Source organism: Pseudomonas mangiferae (genome assembly GCF_007109405.1).
Lineage (GTDB): Bacteria > Pseudomonadota > Gammaproteobacteria > Pseudomonadales > Pseudomonadaceae > Pseudomonas_T > Pseudomonas_T mangiferae.
The window spans coordinates 1-18,041 of record NZ_VJOY01000031.1 but is presented as its reverse complement, the minus strand read 5'-3'; the positions used below and the strand labels follow the sequence as shown (position 1 = coordinate 18,041).

17 protein-coding genes are annotated in these 18,041 nt (G+C 70.0%); 7 read left to right on the top strand and 10 right to left on the bottom strand.

What is annotated here, in order from left to right; all coding sequences use genetic code 11:
• The first annotated feature begins 121 nt into the window (after nt 1–121).
• From FM069_RS21190 to FM069_RS21170, 5 genes are all read left to right on the top strand, one after another.
• The gene (locus tag FM069_RS21190; RefSeq protein WP_143490401.1) at nt 122–1,354 is read left to right on the top strand and encodes a 3-methyl-2-oxobutanoate dehydrogenase (2-methylpropanoyl-transferring) subunit alpha; all 1,233 of its coding nucleotides are present in this window, start codon (nt 122–124) and stop codon (nt 1,352–1,354) included.
• Between the two features lie 2 nt (nt 1,355–1,356).
• Entirely contained in the window at nt 1,357–2,412 is a 1,056-nt protein-coding gene (locus tag FM069_RS21185; RefSeq protein ID WP_143490400.1) for an alpha-ketoacid dehydrogenase subunit beta, read from the top strand.
• On the top strand, nt 2,413–3,744 hold the full coding sequence (locus FM069_RS21180) for a dihydrolipoamide acetyltransferase family protein (protein ID WP_143490399.1): 1,332 nt from the start codon (nt 2,413–2,415) through the stop codon (nt 3,742–3,744).
• A 2-nt stretch (nt 3,745–3,746) separates the two neighbouring features.
• The gene (gene lpdA, locus FM069_RS21175; protein ID WP_143490398.1) at nt 3,747–5,150 is read left to right on the top strand and encodes a dihydrolipoyl dehydrogenase; all 1,404 of its coding nucleotides are present in this window, start codon (nt 3,747–3,749) and stop codon (nt 5,148–5,150) included.
• 124 nt (nt 5,151–5,274) lie between these two features.
• A complete protein-coding gene (locus FM069_RS21170; RefSeq protein WP_143490397.1) occupies nt 5,275–6,324 on the top strand; it encodes an AraC family transcriptional regulator in 1,050 nt (349 codons plus the stop codon).
• On the opposite strand, the gene FM069_RS21165 is transcribed toward FM069_RS21170, so the two are convergent.
• The 8 genes from FM069_RS21165 to FM069_RS21130 all read right to left on the bottom strand — a co-directional run bounded on the left by FM069_RS21165 (nt 6,311) and on the right by FM069_RS21130 (nt 14,545).
• The gene (locus FM069_RS21165; protein ID WP_143490396.1) at nt 6,311–7,084 is read right to left on the bottom strand and encodes an enoyl-CoA hydratase; all 774 of its coding nucleotides are present in this window, start codon (nt 7,082–7,084) and stop codon (nt 6,311–6,313) included. The genes FM069_RS21170 and FM069_RS21165 overlap by 14 nt on opposite strands.
• Nucleotides 7,085–7,086: 2 nt before the next feature.
• Entirely contained in the window at nt 7,087–8,220 is a 1,134-nt protein-coding gene (locus FM069_RS21160; RefSeq protein WP_143490395.1) for an acyl-CoA dehydrogenase, read from the bottom strand.
• 3 nt (nt 8,221–8,223) lie between these two features.
• Entirely contained in the window at nt 8,224–9,414 is a 1,191-nt protein-coding gene (locus FM069_RS21155; protein WP_143490394.1) for an acetyl-CoA C-acyltransferase, read from the bottom strand.
• Nucleotides 9,415–9,425: 11 nt separating this feature from the next.
• Nucleotides 9,426–10,193 (bottom strand): SDR family NAD(P)-dependent oxidoreductase, encoded by a 768-nt coding sequence (locus FM069_RS21150; protein ID WP_143490393.1) that lies wholly within the window; start codon nt 10,191–10,193, stop codon nt 9,426–9,428.
• Between the two features lie 142 nt (nt 10,194–10,335).
• Nucleotides 10,336–10,941 carry a glutathione transferase GstA gene (gene gstA / locus FM069_RS21145; protein ID WP_143490392.1) on the bottom strand — a complete coding sequence of 202 codons (606 nt, stop codon included), beginning with the start codon at nt 10,939–10,941 and terminating at the stop codon, nt 10,336–10,338.
• A 375-nt stretch (nt 10,942–11,316) separates the two neighbouring features.
• Entirely contained in the window at nt 11,317–12,174 is an 858-nt protein-coding gene (locus tag FM069_RS21140; protein WP_143490391.1) for an MBL fold metallo-hydrolase, read from the bottom strand.
• A gap of 147 nt (nt 12,175–12,321) precedes the next feature.
• A complete protein-coding gene (locus FM069_RS21135) occupies nt 12,322–13,488 on the bottom strand; it encodes a trans-sulfuration enzyme family protein (RefSeq protein ID WP_143490390.1) in 1,167 nt (388 codons plus the stop codon).
• A gap of 7 nt (nt 13,489–13,495) precedes the next feature.
• Entirely contained in the window at nt 13,496–14,545 is a 1,050-nt protein-coding gene (locus tag FM069_RS21130) for a PLP-dependent cysteine synthase family protein (RefSeq protein ID WP_233282097.1), read from the bottom strand.
• A 188-nt stretch (nt 14,546–14,733) separates the two neighbouring features.
• On the opposite strand from FM069_RS21130, the gene FM069_RS21125 reads away from it, so the two are divergent.
• A complete protein-coding gene (locus FM069_RS21125; RefSeq protein WP_143490388.1) occupies nt 14,734–15,198 on the top strand; it encodes an Lrp/AsnC family transcriptional regulator in 465 nt (154 codons plus the stop codon).
• Between the two features lie 8 nt (nt 15,199–15,206).
• Here the strand turns inward: FM069_RS21125 and FM069_RS21120 are convergent, their stop codons facing one another.
• Both FM069_RS21120 and FM069_RS21115 read right to left on the bottom strand, forming a co-directional pair.
• The gene (locus tag FM069_RS21120; protein ID WP_143490387.1) at nt 15,207–16,625 is read right to left on the bottom strand and encodes a homospermidine synthase; all 1,419 of its coding nucleotides are present in this window, start codon (nt 16,623–16,625) and stop codon (nt 15,207–15,209) included.
• Nucleotides 16,626–16,751: 126 nt separating this feature from the next.
• Nucleotides 16,752–17,030: a DUF3253 domain-containing protein gene (locus FM069_RS21115; RefSeq protein WP_143490386.1), complete on the bottom strand. Its 279-nt coding sequence runs from the start codon at nt 17,028–17,030 to the stop codon at nt 16,752–16,754.
• A 109-nt stretch (nt 17,031–17,139) separates the two neighbouring features.
• On the opposite strand from FM069_RS21115, the gene FM069_RS21110 reads away from it, so the two are divergent.
• Nucleotides 17,140–17,979, top strand: a complete 840-nt coding sequence (locus FM069_RS21110; RefSeq protein WP_143490385.1) for an AraC family transcriptional regulator — start codon at nt 17,140–17,142, stop codon at nt 17,977–17,979.
• Nucleotides 17,980–18,041: the final 62 nt, after the last annotated feature.

The window sequence follows — 18,041 nt, the reverse complement described above, 5'->3', positions numbered from 1 at the left end:
CCCCTGCCTGAATCCCCACGCGCCCCTGCCGCCGTAAGGCGCTTCTCGCTCGCGATCCGTATTCCCCTCGGCTGTCCGCCAGCACGAGGAAAAACACGCTGAACGTATTCTGGAGAAACACATGAGTGATTCGGAGCGGTTGTGCCTGCACGTCCCTGAACCGACGGGACGCCCTGGCTGCCAGACGGACTTCACCTACCTCAAGCTGAGCCCGGCCGGCAGCGTGCGCCGCCCGCCGCTGGACGTCGAGCCGGTGGATACTCGCGACCTGTCCATGCAACTGATCCGCGTGCTGGACGAGAACGGCCAGGCGGTCGGCCCATGGGCCGAGGACATCTCCCCGGACCTGCTGCGCCGCGGCCTGCGGGCGATGATGAAGACCCGGGCCTTCGACTCCCGCATGCTCATCGCCCAGCGCCAGAAGAAGCTGTCGTTCTACATCCAGTGCCTGGGCGAGGAAGCCATCGCGGTCGGGCAGACCCTGGCGCTGCGCGACGGTGACATGAATTTCCCCACCTACCGCCAGCAGGGCATCCTGATCACCCGGGAAGTCTCCACCGTGGAGATGATGTGCCAGCTGCTCTCCAACGAGCGCGACCCCCTCAAGGGCCGCCAGCTGCCGGTGATGTACTCCTACCGCGATGCCGGCTTCTTCTCCATCTCCGGCAACCTGGGTACCCAGTACATCCAGGCCGTGGGCTGGGCCATGGCCTCGGCGATCAAGGGCGACACGCGGATTTCCTCGGCCTGGATCGGCGACGGCTCCACCGCCGCCTCGGACTTCCACGCCGGCCTCACCTTCGCCCACGTGTACAAGGCGCCGGTGATCCTCAACGTGGTCAACAACCAGTGGGCAATCTCCACCTTCCAGGCCTTCGCCGGCGGCGAGGGGACCACCTTCGCGGCCCGCGGCATCGGCTACGGCGTCGCCTCCCTGCGGGTGGACGGCAATGACTTCCTAGCGGTGTATGCCGCCTCCCGCTGGGCCGCCGAGCGCGCCCGGCGCAACCTCGGCCCGACCCTTATCGAGTGGGTCACCTACCGCGCCGGCCCCCACTCCACCTCCGACGACCCGTCCAAGTACCGGCCGGCCGACGACTGGTCCAACTTCCCCCTGGGCGACCCCATCGCCCGCCTGAAGAAGCACCTGATCGCCATCGGCGCCTGGTCGGAACAGGAACACGAGGAGACCCAGAAGGCCCTCGAGGCGGAAATCGCCAGCGCGCAGAAGGAAGCGGAAAGCTACGGCACCCTCGGCAATGGCCGGGTACCCAGCGCCGCCGACATGTTCGAGGGGGTCTACAAGGACATGCCTGAACACCTTCGCCGGCAACGTCAGCAGCTCGGGGTATGACCATGAACGCACTCAACGAACAGAAGGCCCACGAGGCTTCCGCCGTCGCCTCGATGACCATGATCCAGGCGCTGCGCTCGGCCATGGACGTGATGCTCGGCCGCGACGACAACGTGGTGATCTTCGGCGAAGACGTGGGCTACTTCGGCGGCGTGTTCCGTTGCACCGATGGCCTGCAGGCGAAATACGGCAAGTCGCGGGTGTTCGACGCGCCCATCTCCGAAAACGGCATTGCCGGCGCCGCAGTGGGCATGAGCGCCTACGGCCTGCGGCCGGTGGCGGAGATCCAGTTCGCCGACTACGTCTACCCGGCGGTGGACCAGATCGTCTCCGAGGCGGCGCGCCTGCGCTACCGCTCCAACGGTCAGTTCACCTCGGCCATCACCTTCCGCATGCCTTGTGGCGGCGGCATCTACGGCGGACAGACCCACAGCCAGAGTCCCGAGGCGATCTTCACCCAGGTCTGCGGCCTGCGCACGGTGATGCCGTCCAACCCCTACGACGCCAAGGGCCTGCTGATCGCCTCCATCGAGAGCGACGACCCGGTGGTGTTCCTCGAACCCAAGCGCCTCTACAACGGCCCCTTCGACGGTCACCACGACCGCCCGGTGACCCCCTGGGCGAAGCACCCCACCGCGGCGGTGCCGGAGGGCTATTACAACGTGCCCCTGGACAGCGCGGCCGTGGTCCGCCCGGGCAAGCAGATCACCATCCTCACCTACGGCACCACCGTCTGGGTCGCCCAGGCCGCCGCCGAGGAGACCGGCATCGACGCCGAGGTGATCGACCTGCGCAGCCTGTGGCCGCTGGACCTGGAGACCATCGTCGAGTCGGTGAAGAAGACCCGCCGCTGCCTGGTGCTGCACGAGGCGACCCGTACCTGCGGCTTCGGCGCGGAGCTGGTGTCCCTGGTCCAGGAACACTGTTTCTACCACCTGGAAGCCCCCATCGAGCGGGTCACCGGGTGGGACACGCCCTACCCCCACGCCCAGGAATGGGACTATTTCCCCGGTCCCGCGCGGGTCGGCGCAGCGCTCAAGCGCGTCATGGAGGTTTGAATGGGTACCTATGTGATCAAGATGCCGGACATCGGTGAAGGCATCGCCGAAGTGGAACTGGTGGCCTGGCACGTGGCGGTGGGCGACGCCGTCGGCGAGGACCAGAACCTGGCGGACGTGATGACCGACAAGGCCATGGTGGAGATTCCCTCCCCGGTGGTGGGCAAGGTCATCGCCCTGGGCGGCAAGCCCGGCGAAGTGATCCCCGTGGGCGGCGAGCTGATCCGCCTGGAAGTGGAAGGCCAGGGCAACGCCGACGACCACGGCATGGCCTCCAGCGGGCCGGCGGCGGTCCCGGACATCGCACCGGACATGGCCAAGAGCGATGCCGCGGTGGTCGCCGAGAAGGTGGTCCAGCATGCCGCGCCGGCCGAGGTCGCCAAGGCCCCGGCCGCACCGGCCAGCGCACCGAAGAAAGCCCCCCCGGCGAAGCGCCCGAGCGTGGCGCGGGCTCCCGGCGAAGCGCCCCTGGCCTCCCCGGCGGTGCGCAAGCGCGCCTGGGACCTGGGCATCGAGCTGCATTTCGTGCCGGGCAGCGGCCCCGGCGGACGGGTGCTCCACGAGGACCTGGACGCTTACCAGGAAGGCGCGGCCCGCGGCCATGGTCAGGCGGCCAGCCGCTACGAGGCCCGCCACGACGAAGAAGAGATCCAGGTCATCGGCCTGCGCCGCAAAATCGCTCAGAAGATGCAGGAGGCCAAGCGGCGCATCCCCCACTTCACCTACGTCGAGGAAGTGGACGTCACCGACCTGGAGACCCTGCGGGTCCAGCTCAACCACACCTGGGGCCAGGCGCGCGGCAAGCTCACCCTGCTGCCGTTCCTCGCCCGGGCGATGGTGGTGGCCCTGCGGGATTTCCCGCAGATGAACGCGCGCTTCGACGACGACAACGACAAGGTCACCCGCTACGGCGCGGTGCACCTGGGCATCGCCACCCAGAGCGAGGCCGGCCTGTCGGTGCCGGTGCTGCGGCATGCCGAGAGCCTGGACATGTGGGCTACCGCCGCCGAGATCGCCCGCCTTGCCGACGCGGTCCGCACTGGCAAGGCCAGTCGCGACGAACTGTCCGGCTCCTCCATTACCATCAGCAGCCTCGGCCCCCTGGGCGGGCTGGTGTCCACCCCGGTGATCAACTACCCCGAGGTGGCCATCGTCGGCGTCAACCGCATCATTGAACGCCCGGTGTTCCGCCACGGCACGGTGGTCGGCCGGAAAATGATGAACCTGTCCTCCTCCTTCGATCACCGGGTGGTCGACGGCATGGACGCCGCCGAATTCATCCAGGCGGTGCGTCGCCTGCTCGAAACCCCCGCCCTGCTTTTCGTGGAGTGACCATGAGCCAGACACTCAATACCCAACTGCTGATCATCGGCGGCGGCCCCGGCGGCTACGTGGCGGCTATCCGCGCCGCCCAGCTGGGGATCAAGACGGTGCTGGTGGAAGGCGAGAGCCTGGGCGGCACCTGCCTGAACATCGGCTGCATCCCGTCCAAGGCGCTGATCCACGCCGCCGAGGAGTTCGAGAAGGCCAGCCACCATGCCGAGCACGGCCAGCTGGGCATCCGCGTACAGGCGCCGACCCTGGACCTCGAACAGACGGTGCGCTGGAAAGACGGCATCGTCGGCCGCCTCACCGGCGGCGTCGGCACCCTGCTGAAGAAGAGTGGCGTGCAGGTGATCAAGGGCTGGGCCCACATCGTCAACGGCAAGAACGTCGACGTGCAGAACGCCACGGGCGGCCCCGCCACCCGCATCCAATGCGAACACCTGCTGCTGGCCACCGGCTCGCAGTCGGTGGAACTGCCGTTCATGCCCCTGGGCGGTATCGTCATTTCCGCCACCGAAGCCCTCTCCCCCAAGCAGTTGCCGAAGCGCCTGGTAGTGGTGGGCGGCGGCTACATCGGCCTGGAACTGGGCACCGCCTACCGCAAGCTGGGCGCGGACGTGGCCATCGTCGAGGCCCAGGAGCGGGTGCTGCCCGCCTACGACGCCGAGCTGGGCGCCCCGGTGGCCACCAGCCTGCGCCGGCTCGGCGTGGAGCTGTACCTCAAGCACAGCGTGCTGGGCCTGGACGAGGCCGGCCAGGGTGTGCGGGTACGCGACGCCGAGGGCCAGGAACGCACCCTGCAGGCGGACTGCGTGCTGGTGGCGGTCGGCCGCCGGCCGCGCACCGACGGCTTCAACCTGGATACCCTGATGCTGGAGCGGGCCGGCCACGCGCTGAAGGTGGACGACCAGTGCCGCACCTCCATGCGCAACGTCTGGGCCATCGGCGACCTCACCGGCGAGCCGATGCTGGCGCACCGTGCCATGGCCCAGGGCGAGATGGTGGCGGAGATCATCGCCGGGCGGAAACGCCGCTTCGTCCCGGCCGCGATTCCCGCGGTGTGCTTCACCGACCCGGAGGTGGTAGCCGTGGGGCTGTCCCCGGACGACGCCAAAGCCCGCGGCATCGACTGCAAGGTGGCGTCATTCCCCTTCGCCGCCAATGGGCGCGCCATGACCCTGGATGCCCAGGACGGCTTCGTGCGGGTGGTGGCGCGCCAGGACGACCACCGCATCCTCGGCTGGCAGGCGGTGGGACGCGGCGTCTCGGAGCTGTCCATCGCCTTCGTCCAGTCCCTGGAAATGGGCGCCCGCCTGGAGGACATCGCCGGCACCATCCACCCGCACCCCACCCTGGGCGAAGCGGTGCAGGAGACGGCGCTGCGCGCCCTCGGCCACGCGCTGCACATCTGACGGTCCCCGGCGTCCTCCGCACGGGGACGCCGGCCTTTTCTTCCAGCCAGTCCCGGCTTGGCGCCGGCGCCCATTCCTGAGGCAGAATGGCGCCCTCTCCAGCCGCCGGATTCGCCACCGCCCCATGGCCGTCAAAGGCACCATTTCCAATCGCCTGGTACACGAAGCGCTGCTGGGCTACCAGCCCCTGGGCCTCGCCCCGGACGCTCTGCTGGCCCGTGAAGGCCTGTCGGCCCAGGGGCTGGACGACCCGGACGGCCGGGTCGGGGTCGGTTACTTCGAGCGCCTCTGGCGGCGTCTGGCGCGCCGCTACGACGACGAGTTCTTCGGCATGGCCGCGCGACCGCTGCGCGCCGGCAGCTTCGCCTTCCTCTGCCGTGCCTGCATGGCCCAGCCGACCCTGGCCGAGGCATTGCCCCACGGGCTCGAATTCCTGCGCCTACTGGACGAAGACTTCCGCGCCGAGCTGATCCGCCGCGACGAACTGGCGGAGATCGTCCTGCACGACCCGGACGAGCCGCGGCGGGCCTTCGCCTACTTCACCTTCTGGCTGATCCTGCACGGCGTGGCGTGCTGGCTGGCAGGCCGGCGCATCCCGATCCTGGCGGTGGACGTGCGCTGCGCGGCGCCGGCCTACCTGGACGACTACCGGGTGATGTTCTCGGAAAACCTGCGGTTCGCCCGTCCCGCCAACCGCATCATCTTCGCCGCCGATGCCCTGGATGCACCGATCCGCCGGGATGAGAAGGACCTGCAGCGCTTCCTGGCCCAAGCACCGGGGAACATCCTGGTGAAATACCAGGACCACGACAGCCTGGCGACCCACATCAAGGCCCACCTGCGAGGCCTGCCACCGGCGCAGTGGCCCGACGGCGAACGCCTGGCCGCCACCTTCCACGTGTCGCCCTCGACCCTGCGGCGGCGTCTGGCGGCACTGGGTCAGCCCTACCAGGCGCTTAAGGACGGCGTGCGCCGCGACCTGGCCATCGGCTGGCTGGCCGAGGCCGACCTGCCGTTCGCGGCCATCGCCGAACGCCTGGGCTTCGCCGACATCAGCTCGTTCTACAAGGCATTCCGCAAATGGACCGGGACCAACCCGGGACGCTACCGCACGCTGATCCTGTCCCAGCCGGACCGGGCCGGGCGGCCCGGTAGACGCCTCACTGGTGGGTGAAGGCCGGGTCGCGTTTTTCCACGAAGGCGCGCATGCCTTCCTTCTGGTCCGCGGTGGCGAACACCGCATGGAAGACCCGGCGCTCGAAACGCACGCCCTCGGCCAGGTTGGTCTCGAACACCCGGTTGACGCATTCCTTGATCATCATCGCCGCCGGCAACGACTTGGCGGCGATGCCGCGGGCGGCCTCCAGGGTCACCTCCAGCAGCTCCGCCTGGGGCACCACCCGCGCCACCAGGCCGGCACGCTCAGCCTCGGCGGCGTCCATCATGCGCCCGGTGAGGCACATCTCCATGGCCTTGGACTTGCCCAGGGCGCGGGTCAGGCGCTGGGTACCGCCGATGCCCGGTAGCACCCCCAGGGTGATTTCCGGCAGGCCGAAGCGGGCGGTGTCGGCGGCGTAGATGAAGTCGCACAGCAGCGCCAGTTCGCAGCCGCCGCCCAGGGCGTAGCCGGAGACCGCGGCGATCAGCGGCTTGCGGCGGTTGGCGATGCGGTCGGCGGCGGCGAAGTAGTCGTCCAGGTAGATCTGCGGGTAGGTCATGTCCGCCATCTCCTTGATGTCCGCGCCGGCGGCGAAGGCCTTGGCCGAGCCGGTGAGCACCACGCAGCCCACGTCCGGGTCCTTCTCCACGCGGTCCAGGGCCTGGTTCAGTTCGTCGATCAACTGGGCGTTCAGTGCGTTGAGCGCCTTGGGCCGGTTGAGGGTGATCAGCGCCACGCGGGACTGGATGTCCACCAGCAGGGTTTCGTAGGTCATGGTCATTCTCCGAGGTTGCGGGCGATCACCAGGCGCTGGATGTCGCTGGTGCCTTCATAGATCTGGCAGACGCGCACGTCGCGATAGATGCGCTCCACCGGGAAGTCCTTGAGGTAGCCGTAGCCGCCCAGGGTCTGGATCGCCGCCGAGCAGACCTTCTCGGCCATCTCCGAGGCGAACAGCTTGGCCATGGAGGCCTCTACCAGGGCCGGCTGCCCGGCTTCCCGCAGGGCCGCGGCGTGGTGGACCATCTGCCGCGCCACGGCGATCTGGGTCGCCATGTCGGCCAGGCGGAAGGCCACCGCCTGGTGCTCCACCAGGGACTTGCCGAAGGCTTCCCGCTCCCGGGCGTAGTCCCGGGCCACCTCGAAGGCGGCGCGGGCCATGCCCACCGCCTGGGCGGCGATGCCGATGCGCCCGCCCTCCAGGTTGGCCAGGGCGATGCGATAGCCCTCGCCCTCCTCGCCCAGCCGCTGGGCAACCGGGACGCGCAGGTCCTCGAAGGCGATCTGGCAGGTGTCCGAGGCGTGCTGGCCGAGCTTGTCCTCGACCCGCACCACGCTGTAACCGGGGGTGTCGGTGGGCACGATGAAGGCGCTGATGCCGCGCTTGCCGGCTTCGGGGTCGGTGACCGCGAAGACGATCACCGTGCCGGCGTTCTGCCCGGAGGTGATGAACTGCTTGGCGCCGTTGATGACGTAGTGGTCGCCGTCGCGCCGGGCGCGGGTGCGCAGCGCGCTGGCATCGGAGCCGGCCTGGGGCTCGGTGAGGGCGAAGGCGCCGATCTGCTCGCCACGGGCCAGGGGCGTCAGGAAGCGGCGCTTCTGCTCGTCGCTGCCGAAGCGCAGGATCGGCACGCAGCCCACCGAATTATGCACGCTCATGATGGTGGAACAGGCGCCATCGCCGGCGGCGATCTCTTCCAGGGCCAGGGCGTAGGCCAGGTAGCCGGTGTCGCTGCCACCCCACTCCTCTGGCACCAGCATGCCGAAGAAGCCGAGGTCGGCCATCTCGCGGATGGCCTCCGCCGGGTAGCGATGCTCGCGGTCCCACTGGTCGGCGAACGGGCGCAGGCGCTCCTGGGCGAACTGGCGCGCCATCTCGCCGATGCTGAGCTGGTCGTCGTTGAGCAGCATGGGTCAGGCCTCCGGGATTTCCACGGCCATCGCCGTGGCTTCGCCGCCGCCGATGCAGATCGCCGCCACACCACGGCGCAGGCCACGGGCGCGCAGGGCCGCCAGCAGGGTCACCAGGATGCGCGCGCCGGACGCCCCGATGGGGTGGCCCAGGGCGCAGGCGCCGCCATTGACGTTGACTTTGGCGTGGTCCAGGCCCAGCTCGCCCATGGTCACCATGGCGACCACGGCGAAGGCCTCGTTGATCTCGAACAGGTCCACTTCGTCCAGGCTCCAGCCGGTACGCGCCATGAGCTTGCGGATCGCGCCGATGGGGGCGGTGGGGAACAGGTTGGGGGCGCCGGCGTGGGCGGCATGGCCGTGGATCACCGCCTGCACCGCGAGACCGCGGCGCTCGGCCTCGGACCGGCGCATCAGCACCAGCGCAGCGGCGCCGTCGGAAATGGAGCTGGAGTTGGCCGCGGTGACGGTGCCGCCCTCGCGGAACGCCGGCTTGAGGCTGGCGATCTTGTCCGGGCGCGCCTTGGGCGGCTGCTCGTCCTCGGCGACCTGGCGGGTCTCGCGGCCGACGCTGACGTCCACCGGGACGATTTCCTCGGCGAAGCGGCCCTGCTCGATGGCGTCGCGGGCACGCTGCAGGGATTCCAGGGCGTAGGCGTCCTGGGCCTGGCGGTCGAAGCCGTGGGCCCCGGCGCAGTCCTCGGCGAAGGTGCCCATCAGGCGCCCCTTGTCGTAGGCGTCTTCCAGGCCGTCGAGGAACATGTGGTCGAGCACCTTGCCGTGGCCCATGCGGTAGCCGCCGCGGGCCTTCTCCAGCAGGTAGGGGGCGTTGGTCATGCTCTCCATGCCGCCGGCCACCACCACGTCGGCGCTGCCGGCCCGCAGCAGGTCATGGGCGACGATGGCCGCCTGCATGCCGGAGCCGCACATCTTGTTCAGGGTGGTGCAGACGGTGCCTTCGTCCAGGCCGGCGCCGAGGGCCGCCTGGCGTGCCGGCGCCTGGCCGAGGCCGGCCGGCAGCACGCAGCCCATCAGCACTTCCTGGACCGCGTCGGACGGCAAGCCGCTGCGCTGCACCGCCGCGCGGATGGCGGCGGCGCCCAGTTCCGGCGCGCTGGCGCCCTTGAGGTCGCCCTGGAAGCCGCCCATGGGGGTGCGGGCGCTGCCGACGATGACGATGGGATCGGTGTGCATGGCGTTCTCCTTCATTTGGCGGCCATCCGCAAGGCGCCGTCGAGACGGATCACCTCGCCGTTGAGCATGCTGTTCTCGATGATGTGGCGGACCAGGGCGGCGTACTCCGCCGGGCGACCCAGCCGCGGCGGGAACGGCACGCCGGCGGCCAGGGAATCCCGCACCTCGGGGGTCATGCCGGCCATCATCGGCGTCTCGAAGATGCCCGGGGCGATGGTCATCACGCGGATGCCGAAGCGCGCCAGTTCCCGCGCCGCCGGCAGGGTCAGGCTGGCGACGCCGCCCTTGGACGCGGCGTAGGCCGCCTGGCCGATCTGCCCGTCGAAGGCCGCGACGGACGCGGTGTTGATCACCACCCCGCGTTCGCCGTTGGCGTCCGGCTCGCCGCGGGCCATGGCCTCGGCGGCCAGGCGCAACATGTTGAAGGTGCCGATCAGGTTGACCCCGATCACCCGGCTGAAGCTCGCCAGGCCATGGGGGCCCTGCTTGCCCAGGACCTTCTCGCCGGCCACGACGCCGGCGCAGTTGACCAGCCCGTGCAGGCCGCCGAAGGCCTCCAGCGCGGCGTCCACCGCGCCTTGGGCGGAGGCTTCGTCGGCGATGTCGGCCACCACCGCGCGGGCGTTACCGCCCAGCTCGGCGACCTTGGCGTCCAGGGCCGCGCCGTTGAGGTCCGCCAGCACCACGCGGGCGCCGGCGGCCACCAGGGCCTCGGCGGTGGCCGCGCCCAGGCCGGACGCGCCGCCGGTGACCAGGAACACCTTGTTTTCGATCTGCATCGCAAGTCTCCGGAAGGTTCGTGCAAACCCCTATCTTCGGCAGCGAGGAGGGCCCGGACAATGGCCGAAGCCCTCAACTTGGCTGACCGTTTTGGCCAGCCGGCGACGCCCCGTCGGGGTCGAGGCGCCGCCAGCCCGTCATTCAGGCCGCTTCGGCCGCCAGGGCGTCGCGCACCGCGGGGCGCGGCTCGATGCGCGCCATGTAGGCGCCGAAGACCGGCCAGCGCGCCAGGTCCAGCCCCAGGTGCGGCAGCCAGCGCAGCATGGTGAAGAAGAACGCGTCGGCGACCCCGAAGCGCTCGCCCAGCAGGTAGTCGCGCCCGTCCAGGTCGGCGGCGATGCCATCCAGGCGCATGCCCAATCGCTCGCGGAAGAACGGCTTGGCGTCCTCGGGGACCCGCGGGTTGAACAACAGCGCGCAGCCGCCGGTGTGGATCTCGCTGGCGAGGAAGGACAGCAGCTCCTGCAGGCGTACCCGTTCCCAGCTGCCCGCCGGCGGCGCCAGCCCGGCCTCGGGGCGCAGGTCGGCGAGGTACTGCAGCAGCGCCGGCACCTCGGTCAGCACCTGGCCATCGTCCAGGGTCAGCGCGGCCACGTAGCCCTTGGGGTTGATGGCGAGGAAATCGTCGCCCTCGGCGGTGCGCTTGGCGCGGATGTCGACCCGCACCAGCTCGAATGGCAGCTGCAGTTCCCGCAGCACGATGTGGGAGGCCAGGGAACAGGCGGAGGGCGCATAGTAGAGCTTCATGGAGTTCTCCTCTGGAGGGCGGGCGAAGGGCCGGCCGGACACCTTACTGTCGACGGCAAACGCGCCGGCGTAAACCCGCCGGGTGGGACGGGGTGCGTAAGCCGGGGTGGATTCGAGCCACGAGCGGCCACGCCGATACGAACGCGATTGGAGCCTTGGGATACGAGAACGGCGCAAGGCGAGGGAGTGAGCTCGGCGCGACGTGGCGATAGCCGGTATTCGCCGTGGCCCGGCCCAGCGCCGGTCTGCCGTGGCCGCGCCTGCCTGAAAAGCCCCAGGCGAGGCGAGGTCGCGAAGACGCAGCGACGCACCCGTGAAAGCGCGCACGCGCCGCTGCTGCCGGCGCCTCGCCGCATGGCGCTTCCCGCGCAGCGGCTAGAAACAATCCAGCGGCAGCTTGAGGTAGCGCCGGCCGTTGGCCGCCGGGGGTGGCAGTTCGCCAGCGCGCATGTTGACCTGCACCGCCGGCAGCAGCAGGCGCGGCATCTCCAGGCCCTGGTCGCGCTGGCTGCGCAGGGCGACGAAGGCATCCTCGCTCATGGCCTGGCCCACGTGGATGTTGTGCGCCCGCTGCTCGCCCACGCTCGTCTCGCCGCAATAGCGCTCGCGGCCCGGCGCCTTGTAGTCGTGACAGAGGAACAGGCGGGTCTCGTCCGGCAACTCGAACAGCCGGCGGATCGAACGGTAGAGCTGGCGCGGATCGCCGCCGGGGAAATCGCAGCGGGCGGTGCCGCTGTCGGGCATGAACAGGGTGTCGCCGACGAACGCCGCGTCGCCCACCCGGTAGGTGATGCAGGCCGGGGTATGACCGGGGGTGTGCAGCACCTCCACGTCGAGGGTGCCGATGCGGAAGCGCTCGCCGTCGGCAAACAGCCGGTCGAACTGGCTGCCGTCCCGGGGAAAGTCCGCCTCGGCATCGAACAGCTCGCCGAAGGTTTCCTGCACCTGGGGGATGCCGGCGCCGATGCCGAGGCGCCCGCCCAGCCGGTCGCGCAGGTAGTGGGCGGCGGACAGGTGGTCGGCGTGGACATGGGTCTCCAGCAGCCAGTCCACCTCCAGGCCCTGCTGGCGGATGTAGCCGATCAGCCGGTCCGCGCCGTCATGGCCGATGCGGGCCGCCGCGGGGTCGTAGTCCAGCACCGGGTCGACGATGGCGCAGCGGGCGCTGGCCGGGTCGACGATCAGGTGGCTGTAGGTGCAGGTGGCGGAATCGAAGAACGACACGATGCGCATGTTCCCTCCTTGTTCATGTGCGTGCGTCCGGCAGCATCGCCCATGCCGCAGGCGTCCGTGCCGGCCCGTCGACGACCGGCGCCGGCCGGCTGTACCCCTTGTCGGCGCGTCGGGACGGATCTGCCGCCCCGGCGCCTGCGCCGCCGTTCAGCCCTGGGGAAGCGCGCGCAGCGCCTGGTCCAGGTCCGCCATCAGGTCCTCGGCGTGCTCGACGCCTACCGACAGCCGCAGCAGGTTCTCGCCGATGCCGATGGCGGCCTTCTGCTCGTGGGTCAGGGAGCAGTGGGACATGCTGTAGGAGTGGTTGATCATGCTTTCCACGCCGCCCAGGGAATCGGCCAGGACGAAGATCGACAGCCGCCCCACCAGCTCGGACACCGCCTGGCGGTCGGCCTTGACCGTGAAGGACACCACCGCCCCGCCGCTGCGCATCTGGCGCTGGCACAGGGCGTGCTGCGGGTGGCGCTCCAGGCCCGGGTAGTAGACCTCGTCCACTTGCGGGTGGGCCTCCAGGAACCGCGCCAGGCGCAGTGCGTTGGCACATTGGCGCTCCATGCGCACGTCCAGGGTCTTCAGGCCGCGCAGGGCCAGGTAGCAGTCGAACGGCCCCTGCACCGCACCCACCGCCATGCCCACCGCCCGCAGGCGCACCAGCAGGCCGTCGTCCGCCGCCACCACCACCCCGCCGATGAGGTCCGAGTGGCCGCCGATGTACTTGCTCGCCGAGTGCATCACCAGGTCCACGCCGTGCTCGATGGGTCGCTGGTTCCACGGCGAGCAGAAGGTGTTGTCGACGCAGGTGAGCAGGCCGTGGGCGCGGGCGAAGGCGGTCACCGGGGCGATGTCCACCAGCTGCAGCAAGGGGTTGGTGGGGGTCTCGATCCAGATCAGCCGGGTGTTGTCCTGGCGCGCGGCGGCCAGGGCGTCCAGGTCGTTGAGGTCGACGTAGGTGGTGGTCAATCCCGAGGTGCGGCTGCGGTAATCCTCCATCAGACGGAAGGTACCGCCGTAGACCCCGGCCATGACGATCACGTGGGAATCCTTGGGCAGCAGCTCCAGCACGCTGGCGGTGGCGGCCATGCCGGAGGCGCACGCCAGGGCGCCGCGCCCGCCTTCCAGGGCGGCGATGCAGGTCTCGTAGGCGTGGCGGGTGGGGTTGCTGACCCGGCTGTAGGCGTATTCGGTGCGCTCGTCCAGGCCCCGCTTGGTGAAGGAACTGGCGGTGACGATGGCCGGGAAGATGGCGTTGTCGGCGACGGTGGACTGGTCCCCGGCGTGGATCACCCGGGTGGAGAAATGGGTCGTGTCGGTCATGCGCGTCTCAATGGGGCTGGAAAAGAAGGTCGAGGCGTTCGGCATAGGGGGCGATGTCGCCGATCTGGCGGGCCACCCAGTCGCGGTCGTAGTAAGTATCCAGATAACGCTCCCCGCTGTCGCACATCAAGGTGACGATCGACCCGCGGATGCCCCGCGCCTGCATGTCCCCCGCCACCTGCAACACGCCCCACAGGTTGGTGCCGGTGGAGCCGCCCGCCTTGCGGCCGATCAGCCGTTCCAGCCAGTAGAGGGTGGCGATGCTGGCGGCGTCCGGCACCGCCAGCATGGCGTCGATCACGTCGGGCAGGAACGACGGCTCCACCTGTGGCCGGCCGATGCCCTCGATGCGCCCGCAGCGGCTGCTGGTGAGGCTGCGGTCGCCGCTGTGGTAGGCGTCGTGGAACACCGAATGCTCCGGGTCCACCGCCACCAGCCGGGTGTCGAAGCCACGGTAGCGGATGTAGCGGCCCAGGGTGGCGGTGGTGCCGCCGGTGCCGGCGCTCATGACGATGGCGTGGGGGATCGGGTGCGGCTCGCCGCTCATCTGCTGGAAGATGCTTTCGGCGATGTTGTTGTTGCCGCGCCAGTCGGTGGCCCGCTCGGCGTAAGTGAACTGGTCCATGTAGTGGCCGCCGCTTTCCAGGGCCAGGCGCTCCGCCACCGCATAGACCTCGGCCGGGTGGTCGACGAAGTGGCAATGGCCGCCGAACAGTTCGATCTGCTGGATCTTGCGGCGGGCGGTGAGGCGCGGCATCACCGCGGTGAACGGCAGGCCCAGCAGCCGGGCGAAATAGGCCTCGGAAATGGCGGTGCTGCCGGACGAGGCCTCCACCACCGGTGTGCCTTCGCGAATCCTGCCGCTGCAAATGGCGTGGAGGAACAGCGAGCGGGCCAGGCGATGCTTGAGGCTGCCGGTGGGGTGGGTGCTCTCGTCCTTGAGGTAGACGTCCACGCCCTTGAGGCCGGGAATGTCCAGCTTCAGCAGGTGGGTGTCGGCGGAGCGCAGCTGGTCGCTGGACAGGGTGCCGACCGCATGGCGTATCCAGGCGCTCACCGGACATCTCCGAGCGGAAGAAAACATGCATTGGCGAACGGGCGGCGGGTACGACGGGAACGCATGATGGGCACTCGGCGGAAACGGGATGAAAAGCGTACGTCGGCACGCCGAGTAAAAAATTTCCTTTTTTCTTCATGAACGGCTATTTCTTGGAAAATTTTTCTCTCTTTCCAGGAGCAGCCGTGATGGATGCCTTCGATCGCCAGATTCTCGCCCTGCTCCAGCGCGACGCCACCCTGCCCCTCAAGGACCTCGCCGAGGCGGTGAACCTCTCCACCACCCCCTGCTGGAAGCGTGTTCGCCGCCTGGAGCAGGCCGGCTTCATCCGCGCCCGGGTCACCCTGCTGGACCCGGACCACCTGGGGCTGGGCCTGTCGGTATTCGTCCAGTTGAAGACCCAGCGCCACGACAATGCCTGGCTGGAGCAATTCGCCGCCACGGTGATGCAGTTCGAGGAGGTGCTGGAGTTCTACCGGATGGCCGGCGAGTGGGACTACATGCTGCGGGTGGTGGTCAGCGACATCGCCGCCTACGACCGCTTCTACAAGAAGCTGATCACGTGCACCGAGGGGCTGACCAACATCACTTCCAGCTTCGCCATGGAGCAGATCAAGTACACCACCGCCCTGCCCCTGCCCCTGCCCCGCTGAACCGCGCCTCAGTCGGCGCGGAAGTTGCGGAATTGCCAGGGATCGTCCCGGTCCAGGTCTTCCCGGTAGAGGCGGTCGCGGCCTTCCAGGGGGGTCCAGTCGGCGTACACCCCCGCCACCTCTCCCAGGTAGCCCCGGCACAGCGCCAGCAGTTCGTCATGGGGCATCTCGTCCGGCTCCACCAGGCCGCGGGACGGGTTGCGCATCGCCCACACCACCCCCGCCATCACCGCCGCGGTCACCTGCAGGCTGGTGGCGCTGTTGTTCGGGCACAGCGCCCGCGCCTGCTCGATGCCGAGCCGCGAGCCGTACCAGTAGGCGCGGCGGGCATGGCCCATGAGCAACACCCCCAGTTCGTCGATACCGGTCACGATGTCCTCGTCCAGCAGGCGTTGCCGCGCCTGGGGCCGCCAGTCGCGGCCGGCCAGCTCGTGCAGGGACAGCAGCGCGTCGTCGCATGGGTGGTAGGCGTAGTGCACCGTGGGCCGGTATTCCGGGCTCGGCCCCTCGCCGAGGGTGAGGTAGTCGGCGATGGACAGCGCCTCGCTGTGGGTCACCAGGTGGCCCAGGGTCGGGCCGGCCAGGGGCGTCCATGTGCGGACCCGGGTCACGGCACCGGGGCATTGCAGGTAGATGCCGGCCTGGCAGCCACTCGCATGGCGATGGCCGTCCGGCGGCAGCTGTTTCTCGTGGCTGCCCCAGCCCAGCTCCGCCGGCTGGCAGGCCTCGCTGATGAACCCGTCCACCGACCAGGTGTTGACGAACTCGTCGTCCACCTTGCGCCGCTGGGCGACCTGGGAATCGCGCTCGGCGATGTGGATGCAGCGCACCCCCAGTCGCTGGGCCAGACGTGCCCAGCCCGTTCGGTCGGTGGGAGGCGTGGCGGCGTCCCCCAGGTCGGCGGCGAGGCTCAGCAGCGCCTCCTTCAAGAGGTGCGAGACCAGCCCCGGGTTGGCGCCGTGGGTGAGCACCGCGGTGGGGCCGCCGGCGCCCTCGTCGCGCAGGGCCAGCACCGCCTCCCGCAGGGCGTAGTTGGTGCGCGCCGCCAGGGACTGCCCGGCGTCGGTGTAGCCGCCCTGCCAGGGCTCAGTGCAGGTGTCCAGGTAGAGCACGTCCCGGGGCCGGCACCAGGCGATCAGCGCCTGGCTGGAAACATCCACCGACAGGTTGAGCAGGAAGTCGCCGGGGCCCAGCAGCGGCTCCAGCACCTCGCGGTAGTTGGCCTCGGTGAGGGCCAGCGGGCGCAGGTCGACGCCATGGGTCTCGGCCAGGGCGCGCCCGCCGCTATCCGGGCTGAGAATGGTGACCCGTTCGGGGTCCAGGGCGATGTGGCGGAACAGCAGCGGCAGCACGCCGCGGCCGATGCAGCCGAAGCCGATCAGTACCAGGCGGCCGTCGAAGGGCTGCACGTCAGGGCGGTCGGTCATGGTCGATCCTCTCTGGCGAAGGCGCGAGCGGTGGCGCGGATGGGGTCTTTCCATCGACCGCGGGGCACCGGCGAACGCTCCGGCGAAAATGAAGCGCCCGTTTGATTCGCCCGCTTCCCCCGCGCCTCAGCGTTCGCCGGCGTCGAAGGTCGCACCGCGGCGCAGGCGCACCGGGCCGCGCACCTCGCCCTGGATGTCCACCTCCTGCTCGCCCTGGGTCACCCGGATCGTGCCGGCCGCCGCCAGGTGCGCGGCCGCCTGGCGCACCGCCGGCATCAGCCCGCGCCATTCGCCCTCGTCGGACGCCAGGTGGCGCGCCACCTCGGAGGGGCAGAGGGAGGCCTGCTCGCTGCGCTGGGCCAGCAGGCGAAGGATCGCACGCGCCATCGGGTTCGTTTCGCTCATGACTGCTCCTGCACGAATCTTCCAGAATCGCCAAACGGTATCGTTTACCCTAGCCGAGACAACGGGTGCGGAACGTCGTCCCGCCACCGTCGCCACGCAGGAGCCGCCCATGACCGCACGCCACTGGATCGACCTGCGGCAGGATGCCGAAACCGGGATCGAGACGATCCGCGCCCATTTCGAGGGCCATGCCTACGACCCCCACTGGCACGACAGCTACCTGGTGGGTTTCACCGAGCAGGGGGTGCAGCAGTTCCGCTGCCGCCATCGCCTGCACCAGAGCACGCCGGGCCAGGTGTTCCTGGTGGAGCCCGGCGAGATCCACGACGGCGACGCGCCCGCCCCCGGCGGCTTCACCTATTCCATGCTGTACCTCGACCCCCACTGGCTGGAGCGGGAACTGCGGGCGCTGTTCGAGCAGGCGCCGGCCACCTGCCAGCCCGGCTTCGCCACCACCCTGTCCCGAGCCCCGGGCCTGCTGCCGGCGGTCGCCGGCGCCTTCGCCGTGCTGCAGGCGGACGAGTTGCGGATCGTCCGCCAGACCGCCCTGGACACCCTCCTGGCGGCGCTCACCGCCCACCTGCAGTGGCGCACCCGCAGTGAGGCCGACCCGCGCCTGCCGCAGGTGGCGCTGCGGGCCCGGGACTACCTGCACGCGCACCTGGACCAGGACATCGGCCTGGACGACCTGGCGCGGCTCGGCGGGGTCGATCGGTTCCGCCTGAGCCGCGCCTTCAAGGCCGCCTTCGGCCTGGCTCCCCACGCCTACCTGATCCAGCTGCGCCTGGCCCGGGCACGCCACCTGCTGGCCCGGGGCGAGGCGCCGGCGGACGTCGCCATGCGCCTGGGCTTCGCCGACCAGAGCCACCTGGGCCGCTGGTTCCGCCGCGCCTACGGCCTGACCCCGGGCCACTACCGCAGGCGCTGCTCGAATCTTCCAGACGCCTGAGGGGCCGCCCCGGAGAATCGGCCCCGTCAGCCAGACGGAGACCGACCATGCCCCTCGTTGCC

Bases quoted from the DNA above. Each gene is read 5' to 3' on its own strand.
- FM069_RS21185 (WP_143490400.1), top strand. From the start codon at position 1,357: ATGAACGCACTCAACGAACAGAAGGCCCACGAGGCTTCCGCCGTCGCC.
- gstA (WP_143490392.1), bottom strand. From the start codon at position 10,941: ATGAAGCTCTACTATGCGCCCTCCGCCTGTTCCCTGGCCTCCCACATC.
- FM069_RS21135 (WP_143490390.1), bottom strand. From the start codon at position 13,488: ATGACCGACACGACCCATTTCTCCACCCGGGTGATCCACGCCGGGGAC.
- lpdA (WP_143490398.1), top strand. From the start codon at position 3,747: ATGAGCCAGACACTCAATACCCAACTGCTGATCATCGGCGGCGGCCCC.
- FM069_RS21125 (WP_143490388.1), top strand. From the start codon at position 14,734: ATGGATGCCTTCGATCGCCAGATTCTCGCCCTGCTCCAGCGCGACGCC.
- FM069_RS21180 (WP_143490399.1), top strand. From the start codon at position 2,413: ATGGGTACCTATGTGATCAAGATGCCGGACATCGGTGAAGGCATCGCC.
- FM069_RS21165 (WP_143490396.1), bottom strand. From the start codon at position 7,084: ATGACCTACGAAACCCTGCTGGTGGACATCCAGTCCCGCGTGGCGCTG.
- FM069_RS21170 (WP_143490397.1), top strand. From the start codon at position 5,275: ATGGCCGTCAAAGGCACCATTTCCAATCGCCTGGTACACGAAGCGCTG.
- FM069_RS21115 (WP_143490386.1), bottom strand. From the start codon at position 17,030: ATGAGCGAAACGAACCCGATGGCGCGTGCGATCCTTCGCCTGCTGGCC.
- FM069_RS21155 (WP_143490394.1), bottom strand. From the start codon at position 9,414: ATGCACACCGATCCCATCGTCATCGTCGGCAGCGCCCGCACCCCCATG.
- FM069_RS21190 (WP_143490401.1), top strand. From the start codon at position 122: ATGAGTGATTCGGAGCGGTTGTGCCTGCACGTCCCTGAACCGACGGGA.
- FM069_RS21160 (WP_143490395.1), bottom strand. From the start codon at position 8,220: ATGCTGCTCAACGACGACCAGCTCAGCATCGGCGAGATGGCGCGCCAG.
- FM069_RS21140 (WP_143490391.1), bottom strand. From the start codon at position 12,174: ATGCGCATCGTGTCGTTCTTCGATTCCGCCACCTGCACCTACAGCCAC.
- FM069_RS21120 (WP_143490387.1), bottom strand. From the start codon at position 16,625: ATGACCGACCGCCCTGACGTGCAGCCCTTCGACGGCCGCCTGGTACTG.
- FM069_RS21110 (WP_143490385.1), top strand. From the start codon at position 17,140: ATGACCGCACGCCACTGGATCGACCTGCGGCAGGATGCCGAAACCGGG.
- FM069_RS21150 (WP_143490393.1), bottom strand. From the start codon at position 10,193: ATGCAGATCGAAAACAAGGTGTTCCTGGTCACCGGCGGCGCGTCCGGC.